This is a genomic window from Thauera sp., assembly GCF_034003485.1.
Taxonomy (GTDB): domain Bacteria; phylum Pseudomonadota; class Gammaproteobacteria; order Burkholderiales; family Rhodocyclaceae; genus Thauera.
Genome location: NZ_JAVEYL010000014.1, coordinates 61,083 through 87,306 on the forward strand (window position 1 = coordinate 61,083; position 26,224 = coordinate 87,306).

Annotated in this window: 28 protein-coding genes; 13 read left to right on the forward strand and 15 right to left on the reverse strand. The window is 68.5% G+C overall.

The features are described 5' to 3' along the window. The first annotated feature begins 302 nt into the window (after positions 1-302). From RBT54_RS09850 to RBT54_RS09875, 6 genes are all read left to right on the forward strand, one after another. A complete protein-coding gene (locus RBT54_RS09850) occupies positions 303-1,199 on the forward strand; it encodes a lysophospholipid acyltransferase family protein (protein WP_320366662.1) in 897 nt (298 codons plus the stop codon). Continuing rightward, positions 1,196-2,068 (forward strand): lysophospholipid acyltransferase family protein, encoded by an 873-nt coding sequence (locus RBT54_RS09855; RefSeq protein WP_320366663.1) that lies wholly within the window; start codon positions 1,196-1,198, stop codon positions 2,066-2,068. Before RBT54_RS09850 ends, RBT54_RS09855 begins: the two co-directional genes overlap by 4 nt. Positions 2,069-2,092: 24 nt before the next feature. Beyond that, the gene (dapF, locus tag RBT54_RS09860) at positions 2,093-2,926 is read left to right on the forward strand and encodes a diaminopimelate epimerase (protein WP_320366664.1); all 834 of its coding nucleotides are present in this window, start codon (positions 2,093-2,095) and stop codon (positions 2,924-2,926) included. A 78-nt stretch (positions 2,927-3,004) separates the two neighbouring features. Then, complete coding sequence (locus RBT54_RS09865; protein WP_320366666.1) at positions 3,005-3,673, forward strand: DUF484 family protein; 669 nt, start codon at positions 3,005-3,007, stop codon at positions 3,671-3,673. Between the two features lie 29 nt (positions 3,674-3,702). After that, entirely contained in the window at positions 3,703-4,611 is a 909-nt protein-coding gene (locus tag RBT54_RS09870; RefSeq protein ID WP_320366668.1) for a tyrosine-type recombinase/integrase, read from the forward strand. Between the two features lie 159 nt (positions 4,612-4,770). Continuing rightward, positions 4,771-5,307 (forward strand): hypothetical protein, encoded by a 537-nt coding sequence (locus RBT54_RS09875; RefSeq protein ID WP_413788439.1) that lies wholly within the window; start codon positions 4,771-4,773, stop codon positions 5,305-5,307. 6 nt (positions 5,308-5,313) lie between these two features. Here the strand turns inward: RBT54_RS09875 and RBT54_RS09880 are convergent, their stop codons facing one another. The 3 genes from RBT54_RS09880 to ruvA are packed head-to-tail and all read right to left on the reverse strand — an operon-like array spanning position 5,314 to position 7,350. After that, the gene (locus tag RBT54_RS09880) at positions 5,314-5,664 is read right to left on the reverse strand and encodes a hypothetical protein (RefSeq protein ID WP_320366672.1); all 351 of its coding nucleotides are present in this window, start codon (positions 5,662-5,664) and stop codon (positions 5,314-5,316) included. 13 nt (positions 5,665-5,677) lie between these two features. Next, positions 5,678-6,730, reverse strand: coding sequence for a Holliday junction branch migration DNA helicase RuvB (gene ruvB / locus RBT54_RS09885; RefSeq protein ID WP_320366673.1), 1,053 nt, complete (start codon positions 6,728-6,730; stop codon positions 5,678-5,680). A gap of 20 nt (positions 6,731-6,750) precedes the next feature. Next, positions 6,751-7,350: a Holliday junction branch migration protein RuvA gene (ruvA, locus tag RBT54_RS09890; RefSeq protein ID WP_320366675.1), complete on the reverse strand. Its 600-nt coding sequence runs from the start codon at positions 7,348-7,350 to the stop codon at positions 6,751-6,753. A 240-nt stretch (positions 7,351-7,590) separates the two neighbouring features. Here ruvA and RBT54_RS09895 point away from each other — a divergent pair, with 240 nt between their 5' ends. From RBT54_RS09895 to RBT54_RS09915, 5 genes are all read left to right on the forward strand, one after another. Continuing rightward, the gene (locus tag RBT54_RS09895; protein WP_320366677.1) at positions 7,591-8,751 is read left to right on the forward strand and encodes an ABC transporter substrate-binding protein; all 1,161 of its coding nucleotides are present in this window, start codon (positions 7,591-7,593) and stop codon (positions 8,749-8,751) included. Between the two features lie 200 nt (positions 8,752-8,951). Next, positions 8,952-9,872 carry a branched-chain amino acid ABC transporter permease gene (locus RBT54_RS09900; RefSeq protein ID WP_320366679.1) on the forward strand — a complete coding sequence of 307 codons (921 nt, stop codon included), beginning with the start codon at positions 8,952-8,954 and terminating at the stop codon, positions 9,870-9,872. Between the two features lie 166 nt (positions 9,873-10,038). Then, positions 10,039-11,013, forward strand: a complete 975-nt coding sequence (locus RBT54_RS09905; RefSeq protein WP_320366759.1) for a branched-chain amino acid ABC transporter permease — start codon at positions 10,039-10,041, stop codon at positions 11,011-11,013. Next, on the forward strand, positions 11,010-11,759 hold the full coding sequence (locus tag RBT54_RS09910; protein ID WP_320366681.1) for an ABC transporter ATP-binding protein: 750 nt from the start codon (positions 11,010-11,012) through the stop codon (positions 11,757-11,759). Before RBT54_RS09905 ends, RBT54_RS09910 begins: the two co-directional genes overlap by 4 nt. After that, positions 11,756-12,469, forward strand: a complete 714-nt coding sequence (locus RBT54_RS09915) for an ABC transporter ATP-binding protein (protein ID WP_320366683.1) — start codon at positions 11,756-11,758, stop codon at positions 12,467-12,469. Before RBT54_RS09910 ends, RBT54_RS09915 begins: the two co-directional genes overlap by 4 nt. 108 nt (positions 12,470-12,577) lie before the next feature. Here the strand turns inward: RBT54_RS09915 and RBT54_RS09920 are convergent, their stop codons facing one another. The 12 genes from RBT54_RS09920 to RBT54_RS09975 all read right to left on the reverse strand — a co-directional run bounded on the left by RBT54_RS09920 (position 12,578) and on the right by RBT54_RS09975 (position 21,488). Further along, entirely contained in the window at positions 12,578-13,018 is a 441-nt protein-coding gene (locus RBT54_RS09920) for a hypothetical protein (RefSeq protein WP_320366684.1), read from the reverse strand. 11 nt (positions 13,019-13,029) lie between these two features. Beyond that, positions 13,030-14,484: a ribonuclease G gene (gene rng / locus RBT54_RS09925; RefSeq protein WP_320366686.1), complete on the reverse strand. Its 1,455-nt coding sequence runs from the start codon at positions 14,482-14,484 to the stop codon at positions 13,030-13,032. Between the two features lie 13 nt (positions 14,485-14,497). Further along, on the reverse strand, positions 14,498-15,115 hold the full coding sequence (locus tag RBT54_RS09930; RefSeq protein WP_320366688.1) for a Maf family protein: 618 nt from the start codon (positions 15,113-15,115) through the stop codon (positions 14,498-14,500). Positions 15,116-15,327: 212 nt separating this feature from the next. Further along, entirely contained in the window at positions 15,328-15,798 is a 471-nt protein-coding gene (gene rlmH / locus RBT54_RS09935; protein ID WP_320366689.1) for a 23S rRNA (pseudouridine(1915)-N(3))-methyltransferase RlmH, read from the reverse strand. Between the two features lies 1 nt (position 15,799). Then, positions 15,800-16,150: a ribosome silencing factor gene (rsfS, locus tag RBT54_RS09940; RefSeq protein ID WP_320366691.1), complete on the reverse strand. Its 351-nt coding sequence runs from the start codon at positions 16,148-16,150 to the stop codon at positions 15,800-15,802. 147 nt (positions 16,151-16,297) lie between these two features. Continuing rightward, positions 16,298-17,017, reverse strand: a complete 720-nt coding sequence (gene nadD / locus RBT54_RS09945) for a nicotinate-nucleotide adenylyltransferase (protein WP_320366692.1) — start codon at positions 17,015-17,017, stop codon at positions 16,298-16,300. Then, positions 17,007-17,804: a BPSS1780 family membrane protein gene (locus tag RBT54_RS09950; protein WP_320366694.1), complete on the reverse strand. Its 798-nt coding sequence runs from the start codon at positions 17,802-17,804 to the stop codon at positions 17,007-17,009. The genes nadD and RBT54_RS09950 overlap by 11 nt, the downstream gene beginning before the upstream one ends. Before the next feature lie 31 nt (positions 17,805-17,835). After that, positions 17,836-18,681 carry a BPSS1780 family membrane protein gene (locus tag RBT54_RS09955; protein WP_320366696.1) on the reverse strand — a complete coding sequence of 282 codons (846 nt, stop codon included), beginning with the start codon at positions 18,679-18,681 and terminating at the stop codon, positions 17,836-17,838. A 55-nt stretch (positions 18,682-18,736) separates the two neighbouring features. Further along, positions 18,737-19,693, reverse strand: a complete 957-nt coding sequence (locus tag RBT54_RS09960; protein WP_320366698.1) for a homoserine kinase — start codon at positions 19,691-19,693, stop codon at positions 18,737-18,739. Between the two features lie 25 nt (positions 19,694-19,718). Then, on the reverse strand, positions 19,719-20,342 hold the full coding sequence (locus tag RBT54_RS09965) for a DNA-deoxyinosine glycosylase (RefSeq protein ID WP_320366700.1): 624 nt from the start codon (positions 20,340-20,342) through the stop codon (positions 19,719-19,721). 32 nt (positions 20,343-20,374) lie between these two features. Further along, on the reverse strand, positions 20,375-20,701 hold the full coding sequence (locus RBT54_RS09970) for a DUF2782 domain-containing protein (protein WP_320366702.1): 327 nt from the start codon (positions 20,699-20,701) through the stop codon (positions 20,375-20,377). A gap of 61 nt (positions 20,702-20,762) precedes the next feature. Beyond that, entirely contained in the window at positions 20,763-21,488 is a 726-nt protein-coding gene (locus RBT54_RS09975; protein WP_320366703.1) for a TIGR00730 family Rossman fold protein, read from the reverse strand. A 102-nt stretch (positions 21,489-21,590) separates the two neighbouring features. Here RBT54_RS09975 and polA point away from each other — a divergent pair, with 102 nt between their 5' ends. Continuing rightward, positions 21,591-24,374, forward strand: a complete 2,784-nt coding sequence (gene polA, locus RBT54_RS09980; RefSeq protein WP_320366705.1) for a DNA polymerase I — start codon at positions 21,591-21,593, stop codon at positions 24,372-24,374. Beyond that, the gene (gene msbA / locus RBT54_RS09985) at positions 24,374-26,173 is read left to right on the forward strand and encodes a lipid A export permease/ATP-binding protein MsbA (RefSeq protein ID WP_320366707.1); all 1,800 of its coding nucleotides are present in this window, start codon (positions 24,374-24,376) and stop codon (positions 26,171-26,173) included. Before polA ends, msbA begins: the two co-directional genes overlap by 1 nt. The last annotated feature ends 51 nt before the right edge of the window (positions 26,174-26,224 follow it).

A 26,224-nucleotide genomic window follows, 5' to 3' on the forward strand; every position in this document is an offset into this window, starting at 1 on the left:
CTGCGGCCAGCTCCGGGGATTTCGTCGAGCAGCCGACGCTTTAGCAGTATTTTTCGAGCAGGCCCTGCCTGCTGTGCCGCCCTGCAAGTTGTCGAGTTAACTCGGCGGTAAGTCGCGGATTATAGACCGAAGCGGCCGGGTGTGTAAGCATTCGGGGCGGAGCGTGATTTCCGTGTTTCCGTGGGAGCGGGCTTGCCCGCGAACATCGAGCGCTCGGTCGCTGCATTCGCGGGCAAGCCCGCTCCCACAGGTCATGGTTGTCGTTCCGCGACTCTCCGGGCACTTTTTACGGGACCCCGTCCGTGTTGTTCCAAAGCTTCTTCCGCCTTCTGTCGCACCTGTCGCTGTCCTGGCTTCACCGCCTGGGCGGCTGGCTCGGCTGGCTGACCTACAAGACCTCGCCGTCCTATGCCCGCCGCTTGCGCGAGAACCTCTTCAACGCGCTCGGCCGCGAGGACGAGGCGGTGCTGCGCGCGGCGATCGTCGAGGCCGGGCGCCAGGCGCTCGAGCTGCCGTTCATCTGGGGGCGGCCGGCGTCCGAGGTGGTGGCGAGCGCGGTGCGCACCGAAGGCTGGGAGCTGGTCGAGGCGGCGCGTGCCGAAGGCGCGGGTATCCTCTTCATCACGCCGCACCTGGGCTGCTTCGAGATCACCGCGCAGTGCATCGCGGCCAAGATCCCGATCACCGTGCTCTATCGCCCGCCGCGCAAGGAGGTGCTGCAGCCGCTGATGGAGGCGGGTCGCGCACGCGGGCAGATGCGCACCGCGCCGGCCGATCTGTCCGGCGTGCGCAAGCTGGTCAAGACCCTGCGCAGCCACGAGGCGGTGGGCATGCTGCCCGACCAGGTGCCGGGTGCGGGCGAGGGCGTATGGTCGACCTTCTTCGGCAAGCCGGCGTGGACGATGACGCTGGCCGCGCGCCTGGCCGCGGTGAAGGGCGTGCGCGTGATCTACACCTGGGCCGAGCGCCTGCCGCGCGGCGAGGGCTACGTGTTCCGCCTGCAGGCACCCACAGAGGCGCTCACCGGCGACATCGATACCGACGTGGGGGTCATCAACCGCGAGGTCGAGCGCATGATCCTGCAGTGTCCGCAGCAATACCTGTGGGGCTACAACCGCTACAAGGGGCCGCGCCGCGAGCCCGAGGACGAGTCGCCCGCAGGCAGCGATGGCGCCACCGATGCAGGGCATCGCGCATGAGCCGCATCGTCGTCGCCCTGATCTGGCTGCTGCACTGGCTGCCGCTGTCGCTGCTGGCGCCGATCGGCAGTGGCTTTGGCCGCGTGCTCTACTGGGTGATCGTGCCGCGGCGCAAGGTCGTGCTGATCAACCTGCGCCTGTGTTTTCCCGAGCTGTCCGAGGCCGAACGCCGCGCATTGGCCAAGCGCCACTTTGCGGTGACCGGGCGCAGCATGCTCGAGCGCGGTCTGGCCTGGTGGGCGAGCGCCGAGCGCCTGCGCGCAACGGTGCGTATCGACGGCCTCGAACACCTGCAGGCGCTCAAGGCGGCAGGGCGTCCGGTGCTGCTGCTGGCGCCGCACTTCGTCGGCCTCGACATGGCGGGCACCCGGCTGTCGCTCGAAGGCGACTTCGTCAGCGTGTACTCGCCGCAGAAGGACAAGGTGATCGACCACTGGCTGCACCACGGTCGCAGCCGCTTCAACGACCAGTTGCTGCTGTCGCGCCACGACGGCGTGCGCGCTACGGTGAAGGCGATGAAATCCGGTCGTCCGCTCTATTACCTGCCCGACCTCGACTACGGGCGCAAGGAATCCATCTTCGTGCCCTTCTTCGGCGTGCCCGCGGCAACCATCACCGGCCTGCCGCGGCTGGCCCGGCTGGCGGGTGCGGCGGTGATGCCCTGCGTGGTGCGTATCCTCCCCGGCGGTGAAGGCTATGTGCTCGAGCTCGGTGCGCCATGGGCGGATTACCCCTCGGACGACGTCGAGGCCGACACCCGGCGCATGAACACGTGGCTGGAAGGCGTGATCCGCACCATGCCCGAGCAGTACTACTGGGTGCACCGCCGCTTCAAGACCCGCCCCGAGGGCGAGCCGCGGATCTACTGAAGAGACACTGACTGGAAGGATGTGATGAAACTGCGCTTCACCAAGATGCACGGCCTGGGCAACGACTTCGTCGTCATCGACGCCACGCACGCGCCGATCGATCTCACCCCGGCGCGGGTCAAGGCGATCGCCGACCGCCACTTCGGCGTCGGTTGCGACCAGTTGCTGGTGGTGGAGCCGGCCAGCCGTGCCGACGTCGATTTCCGCTACCGCATCTTCAACGCCGACGGCGGCGAAGTCGAGCAGTGCGGCAACGGCGCGCGCTGCTTCGTGCGCTTCGTGCATGACAAGGGCCTCACCGCCAAGGACGAGATCCGGGTGGAGACCAGGTCCGGGGTGATCGTGCCGCGCCTGCGCGCCGACGGCCTGGTCACGGTGGACATGGGCGTGCCGGAGCTGACGCCGGCGAAGATCCCCTTCGTGTCCGATTCCGACGCGGTGGTGCTGCCCCTGCAGGTGGGAGACGACACGGTCGCGATCACCGCGGTTTCGATGGGCAACCCGCATGCCGTGCAGGTCGTCGCCGATGTCGATACCGCGCCGGTGACCGAGCAGGGCGCGCTGATCGAGCGTCACGAGCGCTTTCCGGCGCGGGTCAATGCCGGCTTCCTGCAGGTGGTGGATACGCATACCGTGCGCCTGCGCGTGTTCGAGCGTGGCGCGGGCGAGACCCTGGCCTGCGGCACCGGCGCCTGCGCGGCGGTGGTCGCGGGCATCCTGCGCGGGCTGGTGGAGACGCCAGTGCGGGTGTGCACGCGCGGTGGCGAACTCGAGATCGCCTGGGCGGGGCCGGGCACGCCGGTGCAGATGACCGGGCCGGCCGTCACCGTGTTCGAAGGCGAGATGGAGCTCGACTGAAACCTCCGCCTGCAAGGCTCACATGAAGCAGCGAATCAACCGTGCGGGGCGATCGATGTCCCGCCAGGAGTCCATGGAATGAATGCCGAAGATGTCGCGTACTACCTGCGCGCGCACCCTGATTTTCTCAGCCAACATCACGAGCTGTTCACCCAGCTCACCGTGCCCCACCCGCAGCATGGCGGCCAGGCGATCTCGCTCGCCGAGCGCCAGCTCCACGCGCTACGCGACAAGATCCGTCAGCTCGAGCTGAAACTCGCCGAACTCATCCGCTTCGGCGAGGAGAACGACGACATCAGCACCAAGGTGCATCGGCTGTCGGTCGCGCTGCTCGAGGCCGGTAGCGTCGATTCGGTACGCCAGGCACTGATCGACGGTCTGCGCGACGACTTCGCCGTGCCGCACGTCAGCCTCAAGCTGTGGGGTGTGGCGGCCACCGACGATGCGAGCGGGGTGGCCCATCCGGACGCGTTCGGGGTCAGCGAAGCGGCACGCCGCCATGTCGAGACGCTGCGTCACCCCTACTGCGGCGTGCCCGAGAGCATCGAGGTTGCGAGCTGGTTCGGCGAGGCGGCGCCCCACATCCGTTCGCTGGCCTTGATGCCGCTGCGCAGCCAGGGCGCATGTTTCGGGCTGCTCGCGCTCGGCAGCGCTGAAGGCGAGCGCTTCTACCCCGAGATGGGTACCCTCTATCTCGACCGCATCGCCGACCTCGCCGCCGCCGCGCTGGCTGCACGCGCGCGCTGACCCGCCGCCAACCGACAGGCGATCTGCCGATGCCGCCGCCGCTCGACCCTAGCTCACCGCTGCCGGCCGACTGCGAAGCCTGGCTTGACTGGCTCGCCAACCAGCGGCGCGCCTCGCCGCTCACGCTCAAGGCGTATCGCGCCGGGCTGCATGCGCTGCTGCGCCTGGCCGACGGGCGGCCGGTGGTCGAGCTGGAGGTGCAGGACATCCGCCGCTTCGTCGCCCGCCTGCATGGCGAGGGCCTGCAGGGGCGGTCGATCGCCCGCCACCTGTCGTCCTGGCGCGGACTGTTCCGCTGGCTGATCCGCCAGCATGGCGCGCGCGCCAATCCCGCGCTCGGCGTGCGCCCACCCAAGTCGCCGTCCGTCCTGCCGCGCGTGCTTTCGCCGGAGCAGGCCAATGCGCTGCTCGATCCAGAAGCGCAAAATATGCTCGAAACGCGTGATGTCGCGATATTCGAACTTTTTTATTCTTCCGGTCTGCGTGTGTCGGAGGTCGCCAGCCTCGACATCGACGGTGGCCTGGACCTGACCGAAGGCATGGTCACGGTGGCCGGCAAACGCAATCGCAGCCGCAGCGTGCCGGTCGGCAGCCATGCGACGACCGCGCTCGCAGCCTGGCTGGCGGTGCGCAGCCAGATCGCACGGTCGGGCGAACGCGCGCTCTTCGTCACTCGCAGCGGCGGCCGCCTGAGCGCGGGCGGCATCGCCAGCCGGCTCGGCCACCGCGCCCGCCTGCTGGGGCTGGGGGTTCATGTCCATCCGCACATGCTGCGCCACAGCTTTGCGAGCCACCTGCTGCAATCCAGCGGGGATCTCCGTGCCGTGCAGGAACTGCTCGGCCACGCCAGCATCCGCAGCACGCAGGTCTACACCCACCTCGACTTCCAGCACCTGGCGAAGGTGTATGACGCGGCCCATCCGCGAGCGCGAAAATAGATCACACTGTGTGATGAAATTCCCCATCTTGGGGACTTTTGCCGTCCGCGCATTCATGGGCTCCGCTATGCTGATTGCCTCTTAGTAAACGTTAAATCTCTAAATAACGCCGCTAGCTCGCAGAACTGCTTAAGACGGGTGAGGCGCGACTGGATTCGCATGTCTCCAACGGTTCAAATCCCCTCCACGGCGCGCGTGCCGGCGGCCAGTCCCGACGAGCAGCCTTCCGCCCATCGCGTCCTCAAGTCCGTCGCGCTGCTGCTTGCCCGCCACGAAATTCGCAGCCTTCGGCGCTGGTTCGACGACTTCGATCGCGACATCCTGCTGCCCATCCTTCTTGGCGAAATTGCCCTGCACAACATCGGTGCGCTGCAAAACGGCGTTGCCCGGCGTTCCGGCACCCGGGTCGGCAAGGCGCTGCCCGTGAATGCCGAGGCCCCTGCGGCCATCAGCACCGGCCTCAAGCCCTGTAACGCCTACTCCATCGCAGCGGCCACGGGGCTCCCGCGCGAAACCGTGCGGCGCAAGATCGTGCGTCTGATCGAACTCGGCTGGATTCATCGGCGTGACAACGGCCATCTCTTCATCACCGATGTGGCGCTGGAACAGTTCGGCACGATGCTGAGTTCGCGCGCCCTGGCCGAAGTGCTCGAAACCGCGGATCAGGCCCGTCGGCTGCTTGGCCAGGACGATTGAGGTCTGCTAGCGCGCCTGCGCGGGCGGGCGGTACTCCGGATTGGCGCCGGGTTCGGCCACGAACAGGGCTGCAGCGAACAGCCCGAGTGCGAGCACCAGCAGCATGAAGTAGCGAAGCTGCGCGGCCGGGCCGGGCAGACGACGGCGCGCGCTGTAATACATCGCGCGCATGTACAGCGCGCCCATCGCGGCCATCGTCAGCAAGGCGGCGCCGAGCAGGCGCGACGCGGCCGGGTCGAACTGGTGACCGACCGACGGGTCGCCGCGCCCCGGCATGAAGAAGCTCGGCGCCTGAGTGAGCAGGTACAGCCCGCCGATCAGGCACAGGGTCAGCATCACCACTTGCAGCGAGCGCATGGCGGGGCTGCGCTCAGGCGCCGAACAGGTCGCCGGCGCGCGGCGGCGTCAGCCCGAAGTGCTGCCAGATCGAATGCGTGGCCATGCGTCCGCGCGGCGTGCGCTGCAGGTAGCCCTGCTGGATCAGGTAGGGCTCGATGACGTCCTCGATGGTGTCGGTGGATTCGCCGATCGCCGCCGCGATGTTGTCCAGGCCGACCGGGCCGCCGCCGAATTTCTCCAGCATCGCCGACAGCAGCTTGCGGTCCATCAAGTCGAGGCCGAGCGTGTCCACGTCGAGCATCTTCAGCGCGGCGTCGGCGACCGCGGTGGTGATGCTGCCGCCGGCCTTGACCTCGGCGTAGTCGCGCACCCGGCGCAGCAGGCGGTTGGCGATGCGCGGCGTGCCGCGCGCGCGGCGGGCGATCTCGAGCGCGCCGCTGTCGTCGATCTCGACGTTGAGCAGGCGCGCCGAGCGGCTGACGATGAAGGCGAGCTCGTCGGCGGTGTAGAACTCCAGCCGCGAGACGATGCCGAAACGATCGCGCAGCGGGTTGGTGAGCATGCCGGCACGGGTGGTGGCGCCGACCAGGGTGAAGGGCGGCAGGTCGAGCTTGACCGAGCGCGCCGCCGGGCCTTCGCCGATCATGATGTCGATCTGGAAGTCTTCCAGCGCGGGGTAGAGGATTTCTTCCACCACCGGCGACAGGCGGTGGATCTCGTCGATGAACAGCACGTCGTGCGGTTCGAGGTTGGTGAGCAGCGCGGCGAGGTCGCCGGCGCGCTCGAGCACCGGGCCGGAGGTCTGGCGCATGTTAACGCCCATCTCGGCGGCGACGATGTGGGCGAGCGTGGTCTTGCCCAGCCCGGGCGGGCCGAACAGCAGCACGTGGTCGAGCGCCTCGCCGCGGTTGCGCGCGGCCTGGATGAAGATCTCGAGCTGTTCGCGGATCTTGGCCTGGCCCACATATTCGGCCAGGCGCTTGGGGCGCAGCGCGCGCTCGATCGCGTCTTCCTGGCGGTCGGCGGGCTGGGCGGAGATCAGGCGCTCGACAGGTGCGGCGCGCAGTTTGTCGGTTTCGATCATGGTGGCAGCTTAGCGCGTGTTCAGCCCCTGGACAGCAGCTTCAGCGCCTGGCGGATGCCGTCGGAGACGCCGACGTCCTCGGCCAGCCCCTTCATCGCGCCGAGCGCCTCGCGCTCGTTGTAGCCCAGCGCCAGCAGCGCGTTGAGGATGTCGCTCCTCGCGTCGGGGGGCGCGCCGGCGGCGGTGGCGAGCTTTGCCCCGGCCGTGCTGGGCAGGGCCTTGCCGAGCTTGTCGCGCAGCTCGAGCAGCAGACGTTCGGCGGTCTTCTTGCCGATGCCGGGAATCTTCACCAGGCGCCCGCTCTCCTGCAAGGCGATGGCCTGCGCGAGGTCGTTCACCGACAGCCCCGACAGCACCGCCAGCGCCATGCGCGCGCCGATGCCCGATATCTTGAGCAACTGGCGGAATGCTGCACGTTCCTCGTCGCTGGCGAAACCGAACAGGAAGTGGCCGTCCTCGCGCACCACGTGGTGGGTGTGCAGGCTCACCGCGCCGCCGGTTGCGGGCAGGTTGTAGAAGGTGCTCATCGGCACGTCGATCTCGTAGCCGACGCCGTGCACATCGACGAGGATCTGCGGCGGGTTTTTTTCCAGCAGGGTGCCGGTGATGCGTCCGATCATGGAAGTGTTTCGGGAAAACGCCAGCGCTGGCGGGAGCCGCAAGTCTATCAGGGCTGGTGGCTGGTGCTGCAGAGAAGGTGGTATTTCATACAGGTTCAGGAGCCGCGCCACCTGAAGCGGGGCGCGCGGGCGGCTTCTCACGCTAGAATCCAGCGGTTTTGTCGGGTTCGTGCCGCTGCCGCCGGCCGCCGGCCGCCTGTCGTCAATTCTGGCGAATTACATCAACGAGGAGACCTCCGAATGCAGTCGATGAAGAAGCTCGCCGTCGCCGTAGCGCTTTGCAGCGCGGCCACCGTCCACGCCGCCGACATCAAGGTCGGCATCGCGCTCGACATTTCCGGTCCGTTCTCGGCGCTCGGTGCCGAGGCGCGCGACGGTTTCGAGCTGGCGATCGAGAAGCTCGGCAGCAAGCTCGGCGGCCAGCCGGCCGAATTCATCCGTACCGACTTCGGCGGCAATCCGGAGCAGGCCAATCAGCTCGTCGCGCGCTACCTGCAGCGCGAGAAGATCGACTTCTTCACCGGTCCTATCGGCTCCAACGCCGCGCTTGCAGTCGGTCCGGCCTTGTTCGCGGCCAAGGTGCCCTACCTGTCGAGCAACCCCGGTCCCAGCGCCTATGCCGGCGAAAAGTGCAGTCCCTGGTTCTTTGCCCAGTACCAGAACGACACCTACGACGAGGCCGCGGGCAAGGTCGCCAATGAGAAGGGCTACCAGAACGTGGTGCTGATCGCGCCCAACTACCCGGCCGGCAAGGATCACCTCAACGGCTTCAAGCGCCTGTACAAGGGCGGGGTGAAGGACGAGATCTACACCAAGCTCGGCCAGATCGACTACGCCGCCGAGATCGCGCAGATCCGTGCGGCCAAGCCCGATGCGGTGTTCTTCTTCCTGCCCGGCGCGATGGGCATCAACTTCGTCAAGCAGTTCGTCGGTGGCGGACTCAAGGACGTGCCGCTGATCGCCCCCGGCTTTTCGGCTGACGAGGACGTGATCCAGGCGGTGGGCGAGCCGATGCTCGGCGTGCTCAACACCGCGCACTGGACCCACGACCTGCAGGTGCCGGCCAACGTCGAGTTCGTCACCGCCTTCCGGCAGAAATACGATGGCCGCTACCCCTCGGTGTACGCGGCGATGGCCTACGACACGCTGATGGCGATGGACGCCGCGGTGCGCGACGTCGGCGGCAATGTCGACGACCGCGAGGCGGTGCTCAAGGCGCTGAAGAACCCGAGCTTCAAGTCGGTGCGCGGCGAGTTCAAGTACGGGGTGAACAACTTCCCGGTACAGAACTACTACCTGCGCGAGGTCGGCGAGGACGCCGAAGGGCGCCTCACCAACAAGCTGGTGGGCACCACGCTCGAGCAGCACCAGGACGCCTACGTGGGCGCGTGCAAGATGTAATGCGCGGGTCGGTGCGGGCGGATTCCGGTAGGAGCAACTGTCTGCGGGAGCGGGCTTGCCCGCGAAAGGGCGCGAATATCGGCCCATTTCGCGGGCAATCCCGCACCCACAGATTTCCCCCCCCCGCCCAGGCCATTCAGCCGCGGCCATTCGCATGACCGACACGCGCCGCGTCCGCGCAACCAACCGATCACCTCCCGATGGATGCCATCTTCGTCTTCGAGCAGCTGCTCAACGGCCTGGGCTACGGTCTGATGCTGTTCCTGATCGCCGCCGGGCTCACGCTCGTGTTCGGCATCATGGACACCATGAACCTCGCCCACGGCTCGCTGTACATGGCCGGCGCCTATGTCGCCGCGCGCGTGCATGAGGCGAGCGGCGCGTTCGCGCTCGCCGTTGGCGCTGCGGTCGTGGTTACGGTGGCGGTGGCGGCGGTGCTCGAGTTCGTCGTCATCCGCCGTCTGTACCGGCGCGACCACCTCGTCCAGGTGCTCGCCACCTTCGGCATCATCCTGATCGCCGACGACCTGGTGAAGGCGATCTGGGGTGTGGCGCCGCTGCTGGCGTCGGCGCCGGCAGCGCTCGCCGGGCCGGTGCAGTTGTTCGAGGGCCTGCCCTATCCGTCCTACCGCCTGCTGCTGATCGGCGCCGGGCTGACGGTGGCGCTCGCGCTCTACCTGCTGGTCAACAACACCCGCATCGGCATGCTGGTGCGCGCCGGGGCGTCGAATCGGCAGATGGCCGAGTTCATGGGCGTGCGCGTGGGCGCGGTGTTCGCTTTCGTGTTTGCGCTCGGCGCCGGGCTGGCGGCGCTCGCGGGCGCGCTGATGGCGCCGATCAGCGCGGTGCAGATCGGCATGGGCGAAGCGATCCTGATCCCGGCGCTGGTGGTGATCGTGATCGGCGGCATCGGTTCGGTGCGCGGCGCCTTCGTGGCTGCGCTGCTGGTTGGGCTGGTGGATACAGCCGGACGCGCCTTCCTGCCGCCGGCGCTGCGTGCGGTGCTGCCGCCGTCGGTGGCGGCGGACCTCGGCCCGGCGCTCGCCGGCATCGCCATGTACGTACTGATGGCGGCGGTGCTGACGCTCAAACCCGCGGGGCTGTTCCCCGCGCGCGGGTGATGATCGTGATCCTGCAGCACATTCACGTCCCGGCTGGCCGTTCTGTCGCGCGGGCTTCGGCCGTGGGAGCAACTGTCTGTGGGAGCGGGCTTGCCCGCGAATGCAGCGGTTGGCGCTGCGATGTTCGCGGGCAAGCCCGCTCCCACGGTGTGAGGTGATGCTGAAGATGGCCTTCGACCGTCCTGCGCATTTCCCCGGTCTCTCTCGCCGCCTGCCGTGGCTGGTGCTGGCGTTGCTGGCGGCATTTCCGCTGATCGCGCCGGCCTTCGGGCTCGAGTACTACGTCGGCTTCGTGCGCCGCCTGCTGATCGTCGCCATCGCCGCGACCAGTCTCAACTTCATCCTCGGCTACGGCGGCATGGCGGCGCTCGGGCACGCCGGCTTCATCGGCGTGGGCGCCTACACCGTGGTGGCGCTGGTCGAGGCGGGGAGCGCGTCGGCCTGGCTGGCGTGGGGCGGCGCGGCGGTGGTCGCGGCGCTGGCCGCGGCGGCGATCGGCGCGGTGTCGCTGCGCACGCGCGGGGTGTACTTCATCATGATCACGCTCGCCTTCGCGCAGATGCTTTACTACCTGGCGGTGTCGCTGCGCACGTATGGCGGCGACGACGGCTACGGGCTCTACACGCCGCTTGAGATGGGCGCCTGGCTCGACGGCGCGCATCCGCAGGTCTTCTACTGGGTGGTGCTGGCGATCGCGGCAGGGGTGTTCGCGCTCTTCAGCCGGGTCGCGCATTCGCGCTACGGCCATGCGCTGCGCGGCATCCGCGACAACGAGACGCGCATGGTGGCGCTCGGCTACCCGGTGTATCGCTTGAAGCTCGCCGGCTTCGTCGCCGCGGGCGCGGTGGCCGGGCTGGCCGGCGGCTTGCTCGCCAGCCACAACGCCTTCGTCAGTCCGGGGATGATGCACTGGACGCAATCCGCCCTGCTGCTGGTCATGGTGATGCTCGGCGGCCTCGGCCGGCGCTGGGGCGCGCCCTTGGGTGTGGCGCTGTGGCTGACGCTGGAGGAGGTGCTGAAGATGTACACCGACTACTGGCACTGGCCGCTGGGTGTCCTGCTGCTGCTGGTGGTGTTCCACGCGCCGCAGGGCCTGGCGGCGCTGCTCGAGCGTCGCGGCGGGAAGGAGGCGACACGATGAGCCTGTTCAGGGCCGAGGGCCTGGTCAAGCGCTTCGGTGGCCTGCTCGCGACCGACCACGTCGACCTCGCCGTCGAGGCGGGCGAGATCCATGCGTTGATCGGCCCCAACGGTGCAGGCAAATCCACGCTGGTCAATCTGGTCTCCGGCCTGTTGCCGGCCGACGCCGGGCGTATCGTGCTCGACGGCGTCGATCTCACCGCGCTCGCGCCGCACGTTCGTAGCCGCTTCGGGCTGGCACGCTGCTTCCAGATCACCAGCGTGTTCGGCAACGATTCGGTACGCGACAACCTGGTGCTGGCGGCGCAGGCGCACGCCGGCTCGAGCTTCCGGTGCCTGGCGCGGCGCGATGCCGAGCATGCGCTGCAGCAGCGCGCCGAGGCGCTGGCGCAGCGGGTGGGCCTCGCCGATGTGCTCGAGCGCAACGCCGGCACCCTGGCGCACGGGGTGCAGAAGCGGCTCGACGTGGCGCTCGCGCTCGCCTCGCGCCCGAAGCTGCTGCTGCTCGACGAGCCGATGGCGGGCATGGGGCCGGAGGATTCGCAGCAGATGGTGGCGCTGATCCGCAGCCTCGCCAGCGAGATGGCGATCCTGCTCATCGAGCACGACATGGACGCGGTGTTCCAGCTCGCCGACCGCATCTCGGTGCTGGTGTACGGCAAGGTGCTGACCTCGGGCGATGCCGAGCACGTGAAGGGCCACCCCGAGGTTCAGTCGGTCTATCTGGGCACGGAGGCCCGGGCATGAGCGCGACACTGCTGCGCTGCCGCGGCCTGGAAGCCGGCTATGGTCTCAGCCAGGTGTTGTTCGGGCTGGATTTCGACATCCAGCCGGGCGAGGTGGTGGCGCTGCTTGGCCGCAACGGCATGGGCAAGAGCACGACCATAAAGGCCATCGTGGGTGGGCTGCGTCCGCAGCGCGGCGAGATCCATTTCGACGGCAAGCCCATCCACGGTGCGCGTGCCGACCAGATCGCGCGCCTCGGTGTGGCGATCGTCCCTGAGGGGCGGCAGTGCTTTCCCAACCTCAGCGTGCGCGAGCACCTCGTTGCCTTTGCCGACACCCGCAACGGAGCCGCCGAGCCGTGGACGCTGGCGCGCCTGTACGCGCTCTTTCCACGCCTGGCCGAGCGCGCTGGCCACATGGGCAATCAGCTCTCGGGCGGCGAGCAGCAGATGCTGGCGATCGCGCGCGCGCTATCGACCAACCCGCGCCTGCTGATCCTGGACGAAGCCACCGAGGGCCTGGCGCCGGTGATCCGCGACGAGATCTGGCGCTGCCTCGCGCTGTTGAAGGCGCAGGGCCAGACCACGCTGGTGGTCGACAAGTACATCGAGAAGCTGCTGGCGCTGGCCGATCGCAACCTGATCCTCGAGCGCGGGCGGATCGCCTGGCAGGGAACGTCGGCCGAGCTGGATGCCCGGCGCGAGCTGTGGGCGCGTTATCTCGGCGTGTAGGCGGCTGTTCGCGGGGGAGCCCGCTCCCACGGAGAAAGTCGCGGCACGCGCATGGTCAGAGCGAGTCTGCCAGCGAACAGCGATGTGAGACCGCGCCGGCTGCAGCGCTCAGAAGAAAGCGAGCGCGATCGCCAGCACGACGCCATGCACCAGCGCCGCGATCAGGCTGCGCTTGACCGCGGGCGCGAGGCTTTCCGGGTCGTCGGCGTATTCGATCAGGTCGCGCCCGGCGGGGAAGGACAGCGCCACCGTCAGCGCCGCGGCGGCACTCTTCTGCGGCAGCCAGTCGTTGGCGACCGTCAGCACCAGCCACGCGTAGGCGACGATGGCGATCAGCAGGTAGCCCCACTTGGCGACCTGGCGATCCATGCCGAACACGAGCGACCCCGCGGGCCCGGCGGCGAAGCGCCCGATCACGGAGAGGTTGGTGGCAAGCAGTGCGAAGGAAGGTGCAGCCAGTGCGAGCACATGCGCCGGCTGGCGCCCGAACGCGACCGCGGCCACCAACAGCGCTGCGACGGCGGCCAGCGCGATCCAGGACGCCCGCATCGCAGCCGGGCTCACAGCAGCACGATGTCGAACTGTTCCTGCGTGTAGCTGCCCTCGGCGTGCAGGGAGACCTTCTTGCCGATGAAGTCCGACAGCATCGCCAGCGCCTGGCTCTCCTCGTCGAGGAAGAGATCGATCACGTTGGGCGAGGCGAGCACGCGGAATTCCCTGGCGTTGAACTGGCGCGCCTCGCGCATCAGCTCGCGCAGGATCTCGTAGCACACGGTGCGCGCGGTCTTCACCTCGCCGCGGCCGCTGCAGGTCGGGCAGGGTTCGCACAGCAGGTGGGCGAGCGACTCCCGTGTGCGCTTGCGGGTCATCTCCACCAGGCCGAGCGCGGTGAAGCCGTTGATCGTCATCTTGGTGTGGTCGCGCGACAGTGCCTTGCGGAACTCCTCGAGCACCATCTCGCGGTGCTCGATGTTCTCCATGTCGATGAAGTCGATGATGATGATGCCGCCGAGGTTGCGCAGGCGCAGTTGGCGGGCGATGGCCTGGCTGGCCTCGAGGTTGGTCTTGAATATGGTGTCGTCGAAGTTGCGCGCGCCGACGAAGCCGCCGGTGTTGACGTCGACGGTGGTCATCGCTTCGGTCTGGTCGATGATCAGGTAGCCGCCGGATTTCAGATCCACGCGGCGGGCGAGTGCCTTCTGGATCTCCTCTTCGACGTTGTAGAGCTCGAACAGCGGGCGCTCGCCCGCATAGTGCTCGAGCAGCGGCAGCACCTTGGGCGTGTATTCGGCGGCGAAGGCGGTGAGTTTCTGGAAGTTTTCCCGCGAGTCGACGCGGATGCGCGAGGTCTCGTCGGTGACCAGGTCGCGCAGCGTGCGCTGGCCCAGGCTCAGGTCCTCGTGCAGCACCTTGGGCGGGAACAGCCCCATCGTGGAGCTGGAGACCTCGCGCCACAGCTTGCGCAGGTAGGCGATGTCGGCGCCGAGTTCCGCGTCCGAGGCGGATTCGGCCATCGTGCGCACGATGAAGCCGCCTGGCTCGTCCTCGGGCACCAGCGCAGTCAGCCGGCTGCGCAGGGCTTCGCGCTCGGCCTCGTCCTCGATCCGCTGCGAGATGCCGATGTGTTTTTCCTGCGGCAGATAGACCAGCAGCCGCCCGGCGAGGCTGATCTGGGTCGACAGGCGCGCGCCCTTGGTGCCGATCGGGTCCTTCAACACCTGCACCATCAGGCTCTGGCCTTCGGCGAGGATGCGTTCGATGGGGCGCGCGGATTCGCCGTGCTGGCGGTCGCTCCAGATGTCCGCCACATGCAGGAAGGCGGTGCGCTCCAGACCGATGTCGATGAAGGCCGACTGCATGCCGGGCAGCACGCGCACCACCTTGCCGAGGTAGATGTTGCCGACGATGCCGCGGCTGGCGGTGCGTTCGACGTGCAGCTCCTGCACCACGCCCTGTTCGACAAGCGCGACACGGGTTTCCTGCGGGGTGAAGTTGATGAGGAATTCGATGCTCATGATTGGGGCGCGCTCACAGCGGGTAACCGAAGATATCGAGCAGCGCTGCCGTGTCGAACAGTGGCAGCCCCATGATCCCGGAGTAGCTGCCGCGGATTTCCTCGATGAAGATCGCCGCGTGGCCCTGGATGCCGTAGGCGCCGGCCTTGTCCATCGGCTCGCCGGTCGCGATGTAGCGCCGGATGTCGTGCTCGGAGAGCGTGCGAAAGCGCACCTCGCTTACCGAAACGCGGCTGCGCGTACGCTCGCCGTCGCTCATCGCGATCGCGGTCAGCACGCGGTGCTGGCGCCCGGACAGGCGAGCAAGGATGGCGTGAGCATCGGCCGCGTCGCGCGGCTTGCCGATGATCTCGCCGTCGAGCTCGAGCGTGGTGTCGGCAGCGAGTACCGGATGCAGAAGCATCTTGCGCCACAACACGCGGCGCATGCCGGCCTGGGCCTTGGCGAGCGCAAGGCGTTCGACGTAGCGCTCGACGGCCTCGCCCGGGATGGGCGTTTCATCGACGTCGGCATCCTCGCCGCGCTCGCCGGAACGGAAGATCAGCACGTCGAAATTGACCCCGATCTGACGCAGCAGGTCGCGACGGCGTGGGCTTTTCGAGGCAAGGTAGATGCGTGGCGTGGGGTTCATGGACGGAAGTCGGCAAGGCGAAGCGCAGGCGCAAGCATGCGCGCGGGCGCATGGAGCGGTGGTTTGTCCCGAATTCTAATGGGTTTCGCGCACGGCCGCCGCCAGCGCCAGCGCGGGAGCGGGTTTTCGTGGGAGCAACTGTCTGTGGGGGCTTGCCCGCGAAAGCAGCGCTTCAGCCAGTGCAATTCGCGGGCAAGCCCGCTCCCACTGGGTCACTCCCGGTGGTAGGGATGATTCTTCAGCACCGTCCACGCGCGATACAGCGCCTCGGCCAGCAGCGGGCGCACGAGGGCGTGGGGCAGGGTGAGGCTGGAGAGCCGGATCGCTTCGTGCGCGGCGGCCTTGAAGTCCGGCGCGAGGCCATCGGGGCCGCCGACGATCAGCGCCACGTCCTGGCCCTCGCCCTGCCAGGCTTCGAGTCGGCGCGCGAGCGCCAGGGTGGTGAGGTCGGTGCCGCGCTCGTCGAGGATCACGCGCCGGCAACGTGGCGGCAGGGCGGCCTCGATGCGCCCGGCTTCGGCGGCCATCATCGCCTCCACCGTCTTGCCGCTGGTGCGCGGCTCGGCCTTGACCTCGATGAGCTGCAACGGCAGCTCGCGCGGCATGCGGCGGGCAAACTCGTCGAAGCCGGCCTGCACCCATCCCGGCATGCGGTGGCCGACGGCGACGACGAAGAGCTTCACGTCAGCGCGTGGCGGCGCGGCGGCTCGCCAGCGGCGTGTTCCACAGCTCTTCGAGCTTGTAGTGCGCGCGCACCGCAGGCTGCATCACGTGGACGACGATGCTGCCGAGGTCGACCAGCACCCATTCGCCGGTCTCCTGGCCCTCGGTGCCGATGATCTCGCCGCCGGCTTCCTTGACCTTGTCGTGGACGTTCTGCGCCAGTGCGCGCGTCTGCCGGCCGGATTCGGCGCTGGCGATGACGATGCGGTCGAACAGCGGGGTGAGTTTCGAGGTGTCGATGACTTCGATGTCGCGCGCCTTGATGTCTTCCAGCGCGGCGACGACGATTTTTTCGAGGGAGGGGGTGTCCATTCGGGTCCTTGGATGATGCGGATGGCTTCGTTGTGGGAGCAACTGTCTGTGGGAGCGGGCTTGCCCGCGAAAGCGGCGCTTGATCTTGCGACTTTCGCGGGCAAGCCCGCTCCCACGGGAGGGAAGTAACTCGGGGGCAGGCCCCTGTCACTCCCGGTAAAGATGGTGCGCGGCAATATAGTCGAGAACCGAATCGGGCAGCAAATAGCGTGCGCTGTGGCCGTTGCCGACCAGATCGCGGATCAGCGAGGCGGAGATCGCCAGCGGCGTCATGTCGAAGGGCATGACGCGACCGGCGGGCGCACTGCGCAGGTCGGCCGCGTTGGCGGTGTGGCGGTTGCGGCAGGCGGCGTCGAGTTCGGGCGACAGCGTGGCCGGCCAGCGCCGGCCGTGGGGGGCGTAGCCGGGGCGGTTGGCGACGGCGATGTGGGCGAGGCCGAAGAGTTCGGTCCAACGGTGCCAGGTGGGCAGGCCCTCGAAGGCGTCGGCGCCGAGGACCAGCACCAGCGGGCGCTGCGGGCCGACTTCGGCGCGCAGGCGCTGGAGGGTGAGTACCGTGTAGCTCTTCTGCCGCGCGCGCACTTCGCCGTCGTCCACCTGCAGCGCGGGGTTGCCGGCGACGGCGAGGTGGGCCATGGCCAGGCGGTCTTCGGCGGTGCTGCCGGGTTCGCCGCGGTGCGGCGGGCGCCCGGCCGGGATCAGGCGCAGGCTGCCGAGGCCGAGCGCTTCGCGTGCCTCTTCGGCCAGGCGCAGGTGGCCGATGTGGATGGGGTCGAAGGTGCCGCCGAGCAGGCCGAGCGGCAGGCTGGTGCAGGTGTCCGGCCCTTGTGCTGCCTCTGCCGCAGCAGGCAGGTGCTCAGCCGCCATGCTGCTCATCGGTGTCGGGCGTGCGCGGCGCCTGGCCGTCGGGCAGGCCGAAGACGTCGCGGGTGGCGGTGTAGAAGGTGGTGAAGATCACCGGCAGGATGATGAGCGGAATCGGCAGCGCGGCCAGGCTGGCGAGCGTGGGCGACAGCAGCCCGAGCACACCGATGAGGATACCGGGCAGGATGGCGCCGAAGATCGCCAGCCCGATCGCATAGGCAAGGAAGGGGCGCCAGTTGCGCAGGCAGGCGTAGAAGCTGAAGAACAAGGCCTTGGGCGCCGGCACCTTCCACCACGCGGCCAGCGCCGGCGCGAACCAGTAGGCCATCATCACCGGCGTGGACAGCACGACGCCGACCATCAACGTGAAGCCGAGCGATGAATCGCCGCCCATCTGCGCTTCGATCTCCTCGCCACGCATCACCGTCGCCAGGCTGCCGTCGTCGACCAGCGAGACGAGCAGCAGCACGACGATGGTGGCCGCGAGGTAGAGGCCGCCGATCGCAACCAGGGCGGGCAGGTTGGTCTTGAAGCCGGAAAACAGCACGTCCGGCCCGACCTTGCGGCCGGCGTCGGTGGCGCGGCAGGCGTTGAGCACGCCTACCGAGAGCGCCGGCATCAGCAGCGAGGCGACGAGCTGGCCGAGCAGCGGAACGATGCTCATCAAGACGATGGACAGCAGATAACCGAAGGTGGCGAAGGTGATCAGGGCCGGATTGCGGCGCCACAGCTGCATGCCCTCGCGCAGCCAGGCCCAGCCGCGCTGCATCGGGAGTTGTTGTGCTTGCATGTAGGGAGGTTCGTCTTCGAGTGTGTCGGGGTCAGGGTTTGGGGGTGTCGTCGAGCCCCGAGGGTGCATCCGGCTCGGGCGTCTCGGTCGGGGGAGTCGTGTCGTCGTTGCGGGTGGCCATGTCGGGTCCGCGCAGGGCGAGCAGCGGCGAGAAGGTTTCCTTCCAGGCGGCGTAGAGTGCGCCGGCGGTCACCGGGATCAGCACCAGCATGCCCAGCCCGGCAGGAATCATCGCCACCCACACGCCGACATAGAGCAGCGCGGCGAGCACGATGAAGGCGAGCAGGTTGTGGAAGCAGGCCCGCACCGAGAGCTTCATCGCGTCGAGCGGCGCGACCTCGTGCAGCATGACCAGCGCGGGGGCGAACCACATCGCCATCATCAGCAGCGCCCACAGCACGGTGAATACCACCACGCCGAGCATCATGCCGCCGGCCGCCATGCCCGCGCCTGCCAGCGCGCCCACGGCCATGCCGGTGAGCGCCGCGCTGCCGCCGATCGCCGCGGCTACCATGGCGGCGAGCAGCAGGCCGAGGAGATGGAAGGCGCCGACCAGCAGCAGGTTGCCGGCATGGCGGCGGATGCCGTCGAAGAGTGCGTCGATGCGCAGCGCCTCGCCCCGATCGACCGCCTGTGCCCCCGAGAGCATGCCGGCCACCAGCACCGGCAGCGCGACCGGCGCCGCCGCCCAGCCCAGGAAGGGCAGCATGCCGAGCGCGGCGATGATCACGAAGAAGATCAGGGCCTGGATGGCCCAGAGACCGGGGGCCTTCATGAACAGCCGCCAGCCTTCGGCCAGCCAGCTGAGGGCGTGGCCGGGGGCGACGTCACCGGGGGCGGGCGGTGGTGGATGGGGTGGGCGCGGGGCTGGGTTCATCGTGGGAATTCGCTGGGTTCGGCGCGTGTCGTGGGTCGGGGTCGGGGGCGGGGTGTCAGTGTGGCAGGGGGGGCACGCCGGCGCTGCGCAGGCGCAGGATGTCGCGGTATTCGTTGGGGTCCTTCACCAGCACCATCTCGCCCGCGCGCGGCAGGTGGAAGTCCGCCGCGCGCGACAGCCAGAAGCGCAGGGCGGCGGCGCGCATCAGCGTTGGCCAGGCCGCGCGTTCGGCGTCGGTGAACGCGCGCTCGGCATGGTAGGCGGCGAGCAGGGCGGCGACACGGACTTCGTCGAGCCCGCCGCCGGGGGTCGAGCACCAGTCGTTGACGGTGACGGCGACGTCGAACAGCAGCGCGTCGAAACCGGCGAAGTAGAAGTCGATGACGCCGCCGATGCGCACGCTGCCGTCGGTGTCGGTGTCCCACAGCACGTTGTCGCGGAACAGGTCGGCGTGGATCGCGCCGCAGGGCAGGGCGGCGAGGTCGATCGTGGCCTGGCTGGCGATCTCGGCGTCGAGCAGGGCCTGCTCGGCCGCGGGCAGGAAGGGGCGCACGATCTCGGCCGTGGCCGCGCGCCAGGCGGCGCCGCGCGGGTTGTCCTGGCGGCGGCCATAGGACTGGCCGGCCAGGTGCAGGCCGGCGAGCATGGCGCCGACTTTTTCGCAGTGGGGCAGGCCGGGGGCCATCTCGGAGCTGCCCGACAGGCGCACGACGAGCGCGGCCGGGCGGTCCTGCAGGGTGCCGAGGTATTCGTTGTCGCGGTTGGCGATCGGGCCCGGCACCGGCAGGCCGTGGCGCGCGAGGTGCGCCATCAGGTGCAGGTAATAGGGCAGCTCGGCGCGCGACATGTCTTCGAACAGGGTCAGCACATAGCGGCCGAGCGTGGTGGTGACGAAGAAGTTGCTGTTCTGCACCCCGGCAGAGATGCCCTTGAGCTCGACCAGGCGGCCGACGGCGTAGTCCTTGAGCCATTCGGCGAGCACGGATTCGGGGACGGGGGTGAAGACGGACATGCGGGCTCCGGGCGGTGGAAGCGGATCAGGCGGCGTGGGCGGCCAGGGTGTGGCCGCTGTGCGTGTCGTGGCTGTGCGGGTGTGCGTCGGTGCGTACGCTGTCTGCGGTGGCTGCCTTTACGGCCTGCCAGGCGGCAAGCTTGGCGTCAAAGTTGCGCGCCGCGTGTGCCGGGCTGGTAGAGGGCAGACGGGTGAAGTGCAGCGCGGGTAACGCGATCTGCCCACGCACATGGCGGCGGAAGGCGGCTTCGGCGGCGGCGCCGTTGAAGAAGACGTGGCGGATGTGCGGACAGGCGGCGAACAGCCCGGCGAAGTCGTTGGACTCGATGCTGGCGGGGTCGATCGCACTGTCCAGGCTGCCTGCGCGGACGCAGGTGCCGATCACGTCCCATAGCGCCACGCCGGCGGTGTTGAGACGTTGCAGGCGCACCGGATAGGGCAACTCGGGGCCGGCGCCGAACAGCGCGCCCATGATCGGCCAGAAGGCGTTACGCGGGTGAGCGTAGTACTCGGCCGCGGCGAGCGAGGCCTCGCCCGGCATGCTGCCAAGCACCAGCACGCGTGCATCCTCAGTGCAGGCCGGGGGGAAGCTCCGGCAAACCGGGAAACGGGGGACAGACCCCGATTTTCCGCGGGAAGTCAGGGGCATACCCCTATTTTCCTGCGCTGCGGCGGTCGTGCTCACCAGGACTTGATCACCCACATCGGCACCGCGAGTTCGGGCGCGCGGTCGTCGCGCACCATCTGGCCGTTGCCTTCCTTGTCGATCAGGTAATAGGGCACGCCATGCGGCGGCGTGACCTTGACCATGTAGAGCTTGCCGCGGATGCGGTACTCGGTGACGGTGTCCTCGCCACGCTGGAGGATGGTCACCTCGGGCTCGTCGACCTCGGCGCCTTCTGCGGGAATCGGCGGCGGCTCGGGTATCGGTTCGAGGCCGGCAGGCTGCTGCTGGGCGAATGCCGGCACGGCAGCGGCCAGCAACAGGGCGATGAGGGTGCGGCGCATGATGTTCTCCTGAAGATGGCTCAATTCTAGCCCGTAATGCCGGCGCACGCCCCGCGCCGGCTCACAGGTTGAGCATCATCTCGCGCTCGGCGGGCAGGGGCTGGAAGCCGCGGCGCTCGTAGTGCTTGAAGATGGCCTCGACCACCTCCTCGGGCTTGTCGATGACCTGCACCAGGTCGAGATCCTCGCGCTTGATCATGCCCTCGGCGACCAGGCGGTCGCCGAGCCAGTCGAGCAGTCCCTGCCAGAACGGGCGGTGCACCAGGATGATCGGGATCCTGCGGCTCTTCCTGGTCTGCACCAGCGTCATCGCCTCGAGCAGCTCGTCGAGCGTGCCGAAGCCGCCCGGCATCACCACGTAGGCCGCGGCGAACTTCACGAACATGAACTTGCGCGCGAAGAAGTGCTGGAAGGTCTGCGAGATGTCCTGGTAGGGGTTGGCGCTCTGCTCCATCGGCAACTGGATGTTGAGCCCCACCGACGGGCTCTTGCCGAAGAAGGCGCCCTTGTTGGCGGCCTCCATGATGCCCGGGCCTCCGCCCGAGATCACCGCGAAGCCCGAATCCGACAGCAGGCGGGCGACCTGCTCGGCGAGCATGTAGTACATGTGGTCGGGCGGAATGCGTGCGCTACCGAAGATCGACACCGCCGGGCGGATCGCCGACAGGCGTTCGGTCGCCTCCACGAACTCTGCCATAATCCCGAAAATTCGCCAGGACTCGCGCGCGTTGTAGCGCGGCGCGCTGTCGTCGGGCACGCTGCGGGGGAGTTTGTCTTTCGCGGTCATTGTTGTTCTCTCTGGGGTCAGGTCTTGCATCTGCTCATTCGATCGAGTCCCGATGAGCAGATGCAAGACCTGACCCCTTGTCGGCCAAGGATGTTCCAGAAGATGCCCACCCTGCTGCTCGTCGACGGCTCCAGCTATCTCTATCGCGCCTTCCATGCGCTGCCCGACCTGCGCAATTCGCAAGGCGAGCCGACGGGCGCGATCCGGGGGGTGCTGTCGATGCTAAGGCGGCTGGAAAGCGACTACAAGGCGGAATTTCGCGCCTGTGTCTTCGACGCCAAGGGCAAGACCTTCCGCGACGACTGGTATCCCGAATACAAGTCACACCGCCCGCCGATGCCCGACGACCTGCGCGCGCAGATCGAACCGCTGCACGAGGCGGTGCGGGCAGAGGGCTGGCCGCTGCTGTCGATCGAGGGCGTGGAGGCGGACGACGTCATCGGCACCTTGACGCGGCTGGCGCACGAGCGCGGCTGGGAGGTGGTGATATCGACCGGCGACAAGGACCTCACCCAGCTCGTGCGCCCCGGGGTGCGCTGGGTCAACACGATGAGCGAAGAGGTGCTCGACGAGGCCGGGGTGGAGGCCAAGTTCGGCGTGCCGCCCGCGCGCATCATCGATTACCTCGCGCTGGTCGGCGACACGGTGGACAACGTGCCTGGCGTGGAAAAGTGCGGGCCGAAGACCGCGGTGAAGTGGCTCAGGGAATACGGCGATCTGGACAACCTGGTCGCGAACGCCGACAAGGTCGGCGGCAAGGTCGGCGAGAACCTGCGCAGGCATCTGGACTTCCTGCCGCTCGGCAAGAAGCTGGTGACGGTGGCGACGGATGTGGCGCTGCCGGTGACGCTGGACGAGCTGCCTGCGCGTGAGGACGACAAGGCGGCGCTGCGCGCGCTGTACGAGCGCTTCGAGTTCCGTGGCTGGCTGAAGGATCTGGACGGCGCAGCGGGCGCCGCTGCAGAGGGTACCGATGCCGTGGGAGCGGGCTTGCCCGCGAACAGCCGCCGCCCGGCCGCCGCGGAGGGGAATAGGGGACAGGCCCCAATTTCCGGTTCTGACGACCTGCAGGGCGCGCACCGCAACGGCTACGTGGCCATCCTCGATTGGGCGATGTTCGACGCCTGGCTGGCGAGGATCTCCGCCGCCGAGCTCACCGCCTTCGATACCGAGACCACCAGCCTCGACCCGATGGCGGCGAAGCTGGTCGGGATGTCGTTCTCGGTCGAGCCGGGCGAGGCCGCTTACCTGCCGCTGACCCATCGTGGCCAGGACCTGGCCGCGCAACTGCCGCTCGCCGAGGTGCTCGACAAGCTCCGCCCCTGGCTGGAGTCGGACCAACACGCCAAGGTCGGCCAGAACCTGAAATACGACGCCCACGTGCTCGCCAACCACGGCATCACGCTGTGCGGCATCGCCCACGACACCCTGCTGCAGTCCTACGTGCTGGAATCCGACAAGCCGCACGACATGGATTCGCTCGCCAAGCGCCACCTCGGCCTCACGACCATCCCCTACACCGACGTATGCGGCAAGGGCGCCAAGCAGATCGGCTTCGACGAGGTCGCGATCGAGCGCGCCACCGAATACGCCGCCGAGGACGCCGACGTCACCCTGCGCCTGCATCAGCACCTGTGGCCGCAGCTCGAGGCCACGCCGCAGCTCGCCGCGCTGTACGGCGACATCGAGCTGCCGGTGCTCGGTGTGCTGCAGCAGATGGAGCGTACCGGCGTGCTCATCGACCCCTTCCTGCTCAGCCAGCACTCCGAGGAGCTCGGCCGCCGCCTGCACGCGCTCGAAGGCGAGGCCCACACGCTCGCCGGCCAGCCCTTCAACCTCGGCTCGCCCAAGCAGCTCGGCGAGATCCTGTTCGGCAAGCTCGGACTGCCGGTGGTCAAGAAGACCGCCACCGGCCAGCCCTCCACCGACGAAGAGGTGCTGGAAAAGCTCGCCGAGGATTACCCCCTGCCCAAGCTGCTGCTCGAACACCGCAGCCTGTCCAAGTTGAAGAGCACCTACGCCGACAAGCTGCCGCGCATGGTCAATCCGCACACCGGCCGCGTGCACACCAGCTTCTCGCAGGCCACCGCGGTCACCGGCCGGCTGTCCAGCTCCGAGCCCAACCTGCAGAACATCCCGATCCGCACGCCAGAGGGCCGCCGCATCCGCGCCGCCTTCATCGCGCCGCGCGATCACCTGATCGTGTCGGCCGACTATTCGCAGATCGAGCTGCGCATCATGGCCCACCTGTCGGACGACGCGCGCCTGCTCGAGGCCTTCGCGCAAGGTGAGGACGTGCACCGCGCCACCGCCGGCGAGGTCTTCGGCGTGCCGCCGGCCGAGGTGACCAGCGAGCAGCGTCGCTACGCCAAGGTGATCAACTTCGGCCTCATCTACGGCATGAGCGCGCACGGCCTGGCCAAGAACCTGGGCATCGAGCGTGGCGCGGCGCAGACCTGGATCGACCGCTACTTCGCGCGCTACCCCGGTGTCGCCGACTACATGGAGCGCACCCGCAACGAGGCGCGCGACAAGGGCTTCGTGGAGACCGTGTTCGGCCGCCGCCTCTACCTGCCCGACATCCGCGCCAGCCAGGCCGGCCGCCGCCAGGGCGCCGAGCGTGCCGCGATCAACGCGCCGATGCAGGGCACGGCCGCCGACCTGATCAAAAAGGCGATGATCGCCACCCGCGATTGGCTGGCCTCGTCCGGGCTGAAGTCGAAGCTCGTGCTGCAGGTGCACGACGAGCTGGTGCTGGAGGTGCCAAGGGCCGAGCTCGACACCATCCGGGAAGCGCTACCCAGACTGATGGGCGGCGTCGCCGAGTTGAAGGTGCCGCTGCTGGTGGAGGTGGGCGCGGGGGATAACTGGGACGAGGCGCACTGATGACCGAGCAGGTGCTCGCGGAGAAGCCGCTCGTCAGCAGCATGAAGGTGTACCGCCGCCTGCTCGGCTACACCCGGCCTTATCTCGGCTACTTCGCGCTCAGCATCCTCGGTTTTGCGATCGCGGGCGGGTGCAAGGCGGCGCTGGCGAGCGTGCTCAAGTACTTCATCGACGGCCTCGCCGCCCCCGATGAGCCGATCAGCACCGGCCTGGCCTGGCTCGACATGCTCGACCTCGTCCTCGCCATCCCGGTGATGATCGTCGTCATCGCCCTGCTCGAAGGCCTCGGCACCTTCCTAGGCAACTACGGCATCTCGCGCGTCTCGCTCGGCCTCATCCATGACCTGCGCACCCAGCTCTTCGGCAGCTTCCTGGTGCTGCCCAACCGCTTCTACGACGCCAACAATTCCGGCCACCTCGTCTCCAAGCTCACCTACAACGTGTCAATGGTGACCGACGCCGCCACCGACGCGGTCAAGATCCTGTTCCGCGAGGGCCTCACCGTCATCGCGCTGCTCAGCTACCTGCTGTGGATGAACTGGCGCCTGACGCTGACCCTGCTCGTGGTGCTGCCGGTGATCGCCTGGCTGGTGTCCAACGCCAGCCGCAAGTTCCGCCGCCTGTCGAAGAACATCCAGACCTCGATGGGCGAGGTCACCCACGTCGCCTCCGAGACCATCCAGGGCTACCGCGTGGTGCGCAGCTTCGGCGGCGAGGGTTACGAGCGCGCGCGCTTCGTCAAGGCGAGCACCGACAACACCAAGCGCCAGTTGAAGATGGTGCGCACGCAGGAGACCTTCTCCGCGCTGATGCACCTGATCGTGTATTCGTCGATGGGCCTGCTGCTATTCACCGTGCTCAAGGTGCGCGGCGACGCCTCGGCCGGCGACGTGGTCGCCTACATCACCGCCGCCGGCCTGCTGCCGCGCGCGATCCAGTTGCTCGGTGGCGTCAGCGCCCGCATCCAGCGCGGCGTGGCCGCGGCCGACAGCATCTTCGAACAGCTCGACGAGGCGCCCGAGCCCGACAGCGGCAGCATCGAGCGCGAACGCGTTGCCGGTCGCGTCGAGGCGCAGGGGCTGGGCTTCACCTATCCGGGCGCAGAAGGGCGCGCGCTGCAGGGCATCGACTTCAAGGCCGAACCCGGCCAGATGATCGCCCTGGTCGGCAAATCCGGCAGCGGCAAATCCACGCTCGCCAACCTCATCCCGCGCTTCTACCAGCACGACGAAGGCCGCCTGCTGGTAGACGGCGTGCCGGTCGAGGACTACACCCTGGCCAACCTGCGCCACCACATCGCGCTCGTCACCCAGCAGGTGACGCTGTTCAACGGTACGGTGGCCGAGAACATCGCCTACGGCGAACTCGCCGGCGCCAGCCGCGAAGAGATCGTCGCCGCCGCCGAAGCCGCCAACGCGCGCGAATTCATCGACCGCCTGCCGCAGGGCTTCGACACCGAGATCGGCGAGAACGGCGTGCTGCTTTCCGGCGGCCAGCGCCAGCGCCTGGCGATTGCGCGCGCGCTGCTCAAGAACGCGCCGATCCTGATTCTGGATGAGGCCACCTCCGCGCTCGATACCGAGTCGGAACGCCTCATCCAGGCCGCGATCGAGCGGCTGATGGAAGGGCGCACCACCCTCGTCATCGCCCACCGGCTATCGACGATCGAGAAGGCGGATCAGATTCTGGTGATGGAGGCGGGACGGATCGTGGAGCGGGGGACGCATGCCGAGCTGGTGGCACGCGGTGGCGTGTATGCGCGCCTGCAGGCGATGGGGGACGACACCGAGACGACCTGAGCAGCGGGGGTAGTGGGAGCGGGCTTGCCCGCGAACAGTGCATGCCCGGCC

Bases quoted from the DNA above. Each gene is read 5' to 3' on its own strand.
- nadD (WP_320366692.1), bottom strand. From the start codon at position 17,017: ATGGCGGCTGAGCACCTGCCTGCTGCGGCAGAGGCAGCACAAGGGCCG.
- rsfS (WP_320366691.1), bottom strand. From the start codon at position 16,150: ATGGACACCCCCTCCCTCGAAAAAATCGTCGTCGCCGCGCTGGAAGAC.
- RBT54_RS09870 (WP_320366668.1), top strand. From the start codon at position 3,703: ATGCCGCCGCCGCTCGACCCTAGCTCACCGCTGCCGGCCGACTGCGAA.
- RBT54_RS09865 (WP_320366666.1), top strand. From the start codon at position 3,005: ATGAATGCCGAAGATGTCGCGTACTACCTGCGCGCGCACCCTGATTTT.
- RBT54_RS09975 (WP_320366703.1), bottom strand. From the start codon at position 21,488: ATGACCGCGAAAGACAAACTCCCCCGCAGCGTGCCCGACGACAGCGCG.
- ruvB (WP_320366673.1), bottom strand. From the start codon at position 6,730: ATGATCGAAACCGACAAACTGCGCGCCGCACCTGTCGAGCGCCTGATC.
- rng (WP_320366686.1), bottom strand. From the start codon at position 14,484: ATGAGCATCGAATTCCTCATCAACTTCACCCCGCAGGAAACCCGTGTC.
- RBT54_RS09970 (WP_320366702.1), bottom strand. From the start codon at position 20,701: ATGCGCCGCACCCTCATCGCCCTGTTGCTGGCCGCTGCCGTGCCGGCA.
- RBT54_RS09895 (WP_320366677.1), top strand. From the start codon at position 7,591: ATGCAGTCGATGAAGAAGCTCGCCGTCGCCGTAGCGCTTTGCAGCGCG.
- RBT54_RS09930 (WP_320366688.1), bottom strand. From the start codon at position 15,115: ATGAACCCCACGCCACGCATCTACCTTGCCTCGAAAAGCCCACGCCGT.
- RBT54_RS09920 (WP_320366684.1), bottom strand. From the start codon at position 13,018: ATGCGGGCGTCCTGGATCGCGCTGGCCGCCGTCGCAGCGCTGTTGGTG.
- msbA (WP_320366707.1), top strand. From the start codon at position 24,374: ATGACCGAGCAGGTGCTCGCGGAGAAGCCGCTCGTCAGCAGCATGAAG.
- RBT54_RS09960 (WP_320366698.1), bottom strand. From the start codon at position 19,693: ATGTCCGTCTTCACCCCCGTCCCCGAATCCGTGCTCGCCGAATGGCTC.
- dapF (WP_320366664.1), top strand. From the start codon at position 2,093: ATGAAACTGCGCTTCACCAAGATGCACGGCCTGGGCAACGACTTCGTC.
- RBT54_RS09855 (WP_320366663.1), top strand. From the start codon at position 1,196: ATGAGCCGCATCGTCGTCGCCCTGATCTGGCTGCTGCACTGGCTGCCG.
- RBT54_RS09905 (WP_320366759.1), top strand. From the start codon at position 10,039: ATGGCCTTCGACCGTCCTGCGCATTTCCCCGGTCTCTCTCGCCGCCTG.
- ruvA (WP_320366675.1), bottom strand. From the start codon at position 7,350: ATGATCGGACGCATCACCGGCACCCTGCTGGAAAAAAACCCGCCGCAG.
- RBT54_RS09875 (WP_413788439.1), top strand. From the start codon at position 4,771: ATGTCTCCAACGGTTCAAATCCCCTCCACGGCGCGCGTGCCGGCGGCC.
- RBT54_RS09880 (WP_320366672.1), bottom strand. From the start codon at position 5,664: ATGCGCTCGCTGCAAGTGGTGATGCTGACCCTGTGCCTGATCGGCGGG.
- polA (WP_320366705.1), top strand. From the start codon at position 21,591: ATGCCCACCCTGCTGCTCGTCGACGGCTCCAGCTATCTCTATCGCGCC.
- RBT54_RS09950 (WP_320366694.1), bottom strand. From the start codon at position 17,804: ATGCAAGCACAACAACTCCCGATGCAGCGCGGCTGGGCCTGGCTGCGC.
- RBT54_RS09910 (WP_320366681.1), top strand. From the start codon at position 11,010: ATGAGCCTGTTCAGGGCCGAGGGCCTGGTCAAGCGCTTCGGTGGCCTG.
- RBT54_RS09965 (WP_320366700.1), bottom strand. From the start codon at position 20,342: ATGCCCCTGACTTCCCGCGGAAAATCGGGGTCTGTCCCCCGTTTCCCG.
- RBT54_RS09915 (WP_320366683.1), top strand. From the start codon at position 11,756: ATGAGCGCGACACTGCTGCGCTGCCGCGGCCTGGAAGCCGGCTATGGT.
- RBT54_RS09900 (WP_320366679.1), top strand. From the start codon at position 8,952: ATGGATGCCATCTTCGTCTTCGAGCAGCTGCTCAACGGCCTGGGCTAC.
- RBT54_RS09955 (WP_320366696.1), bottom strand. From the start codon at position 18,681: ATGAACCCAGCCCCGCGCCCACCCCATCCACCACCGCCCGCCCCCGGT.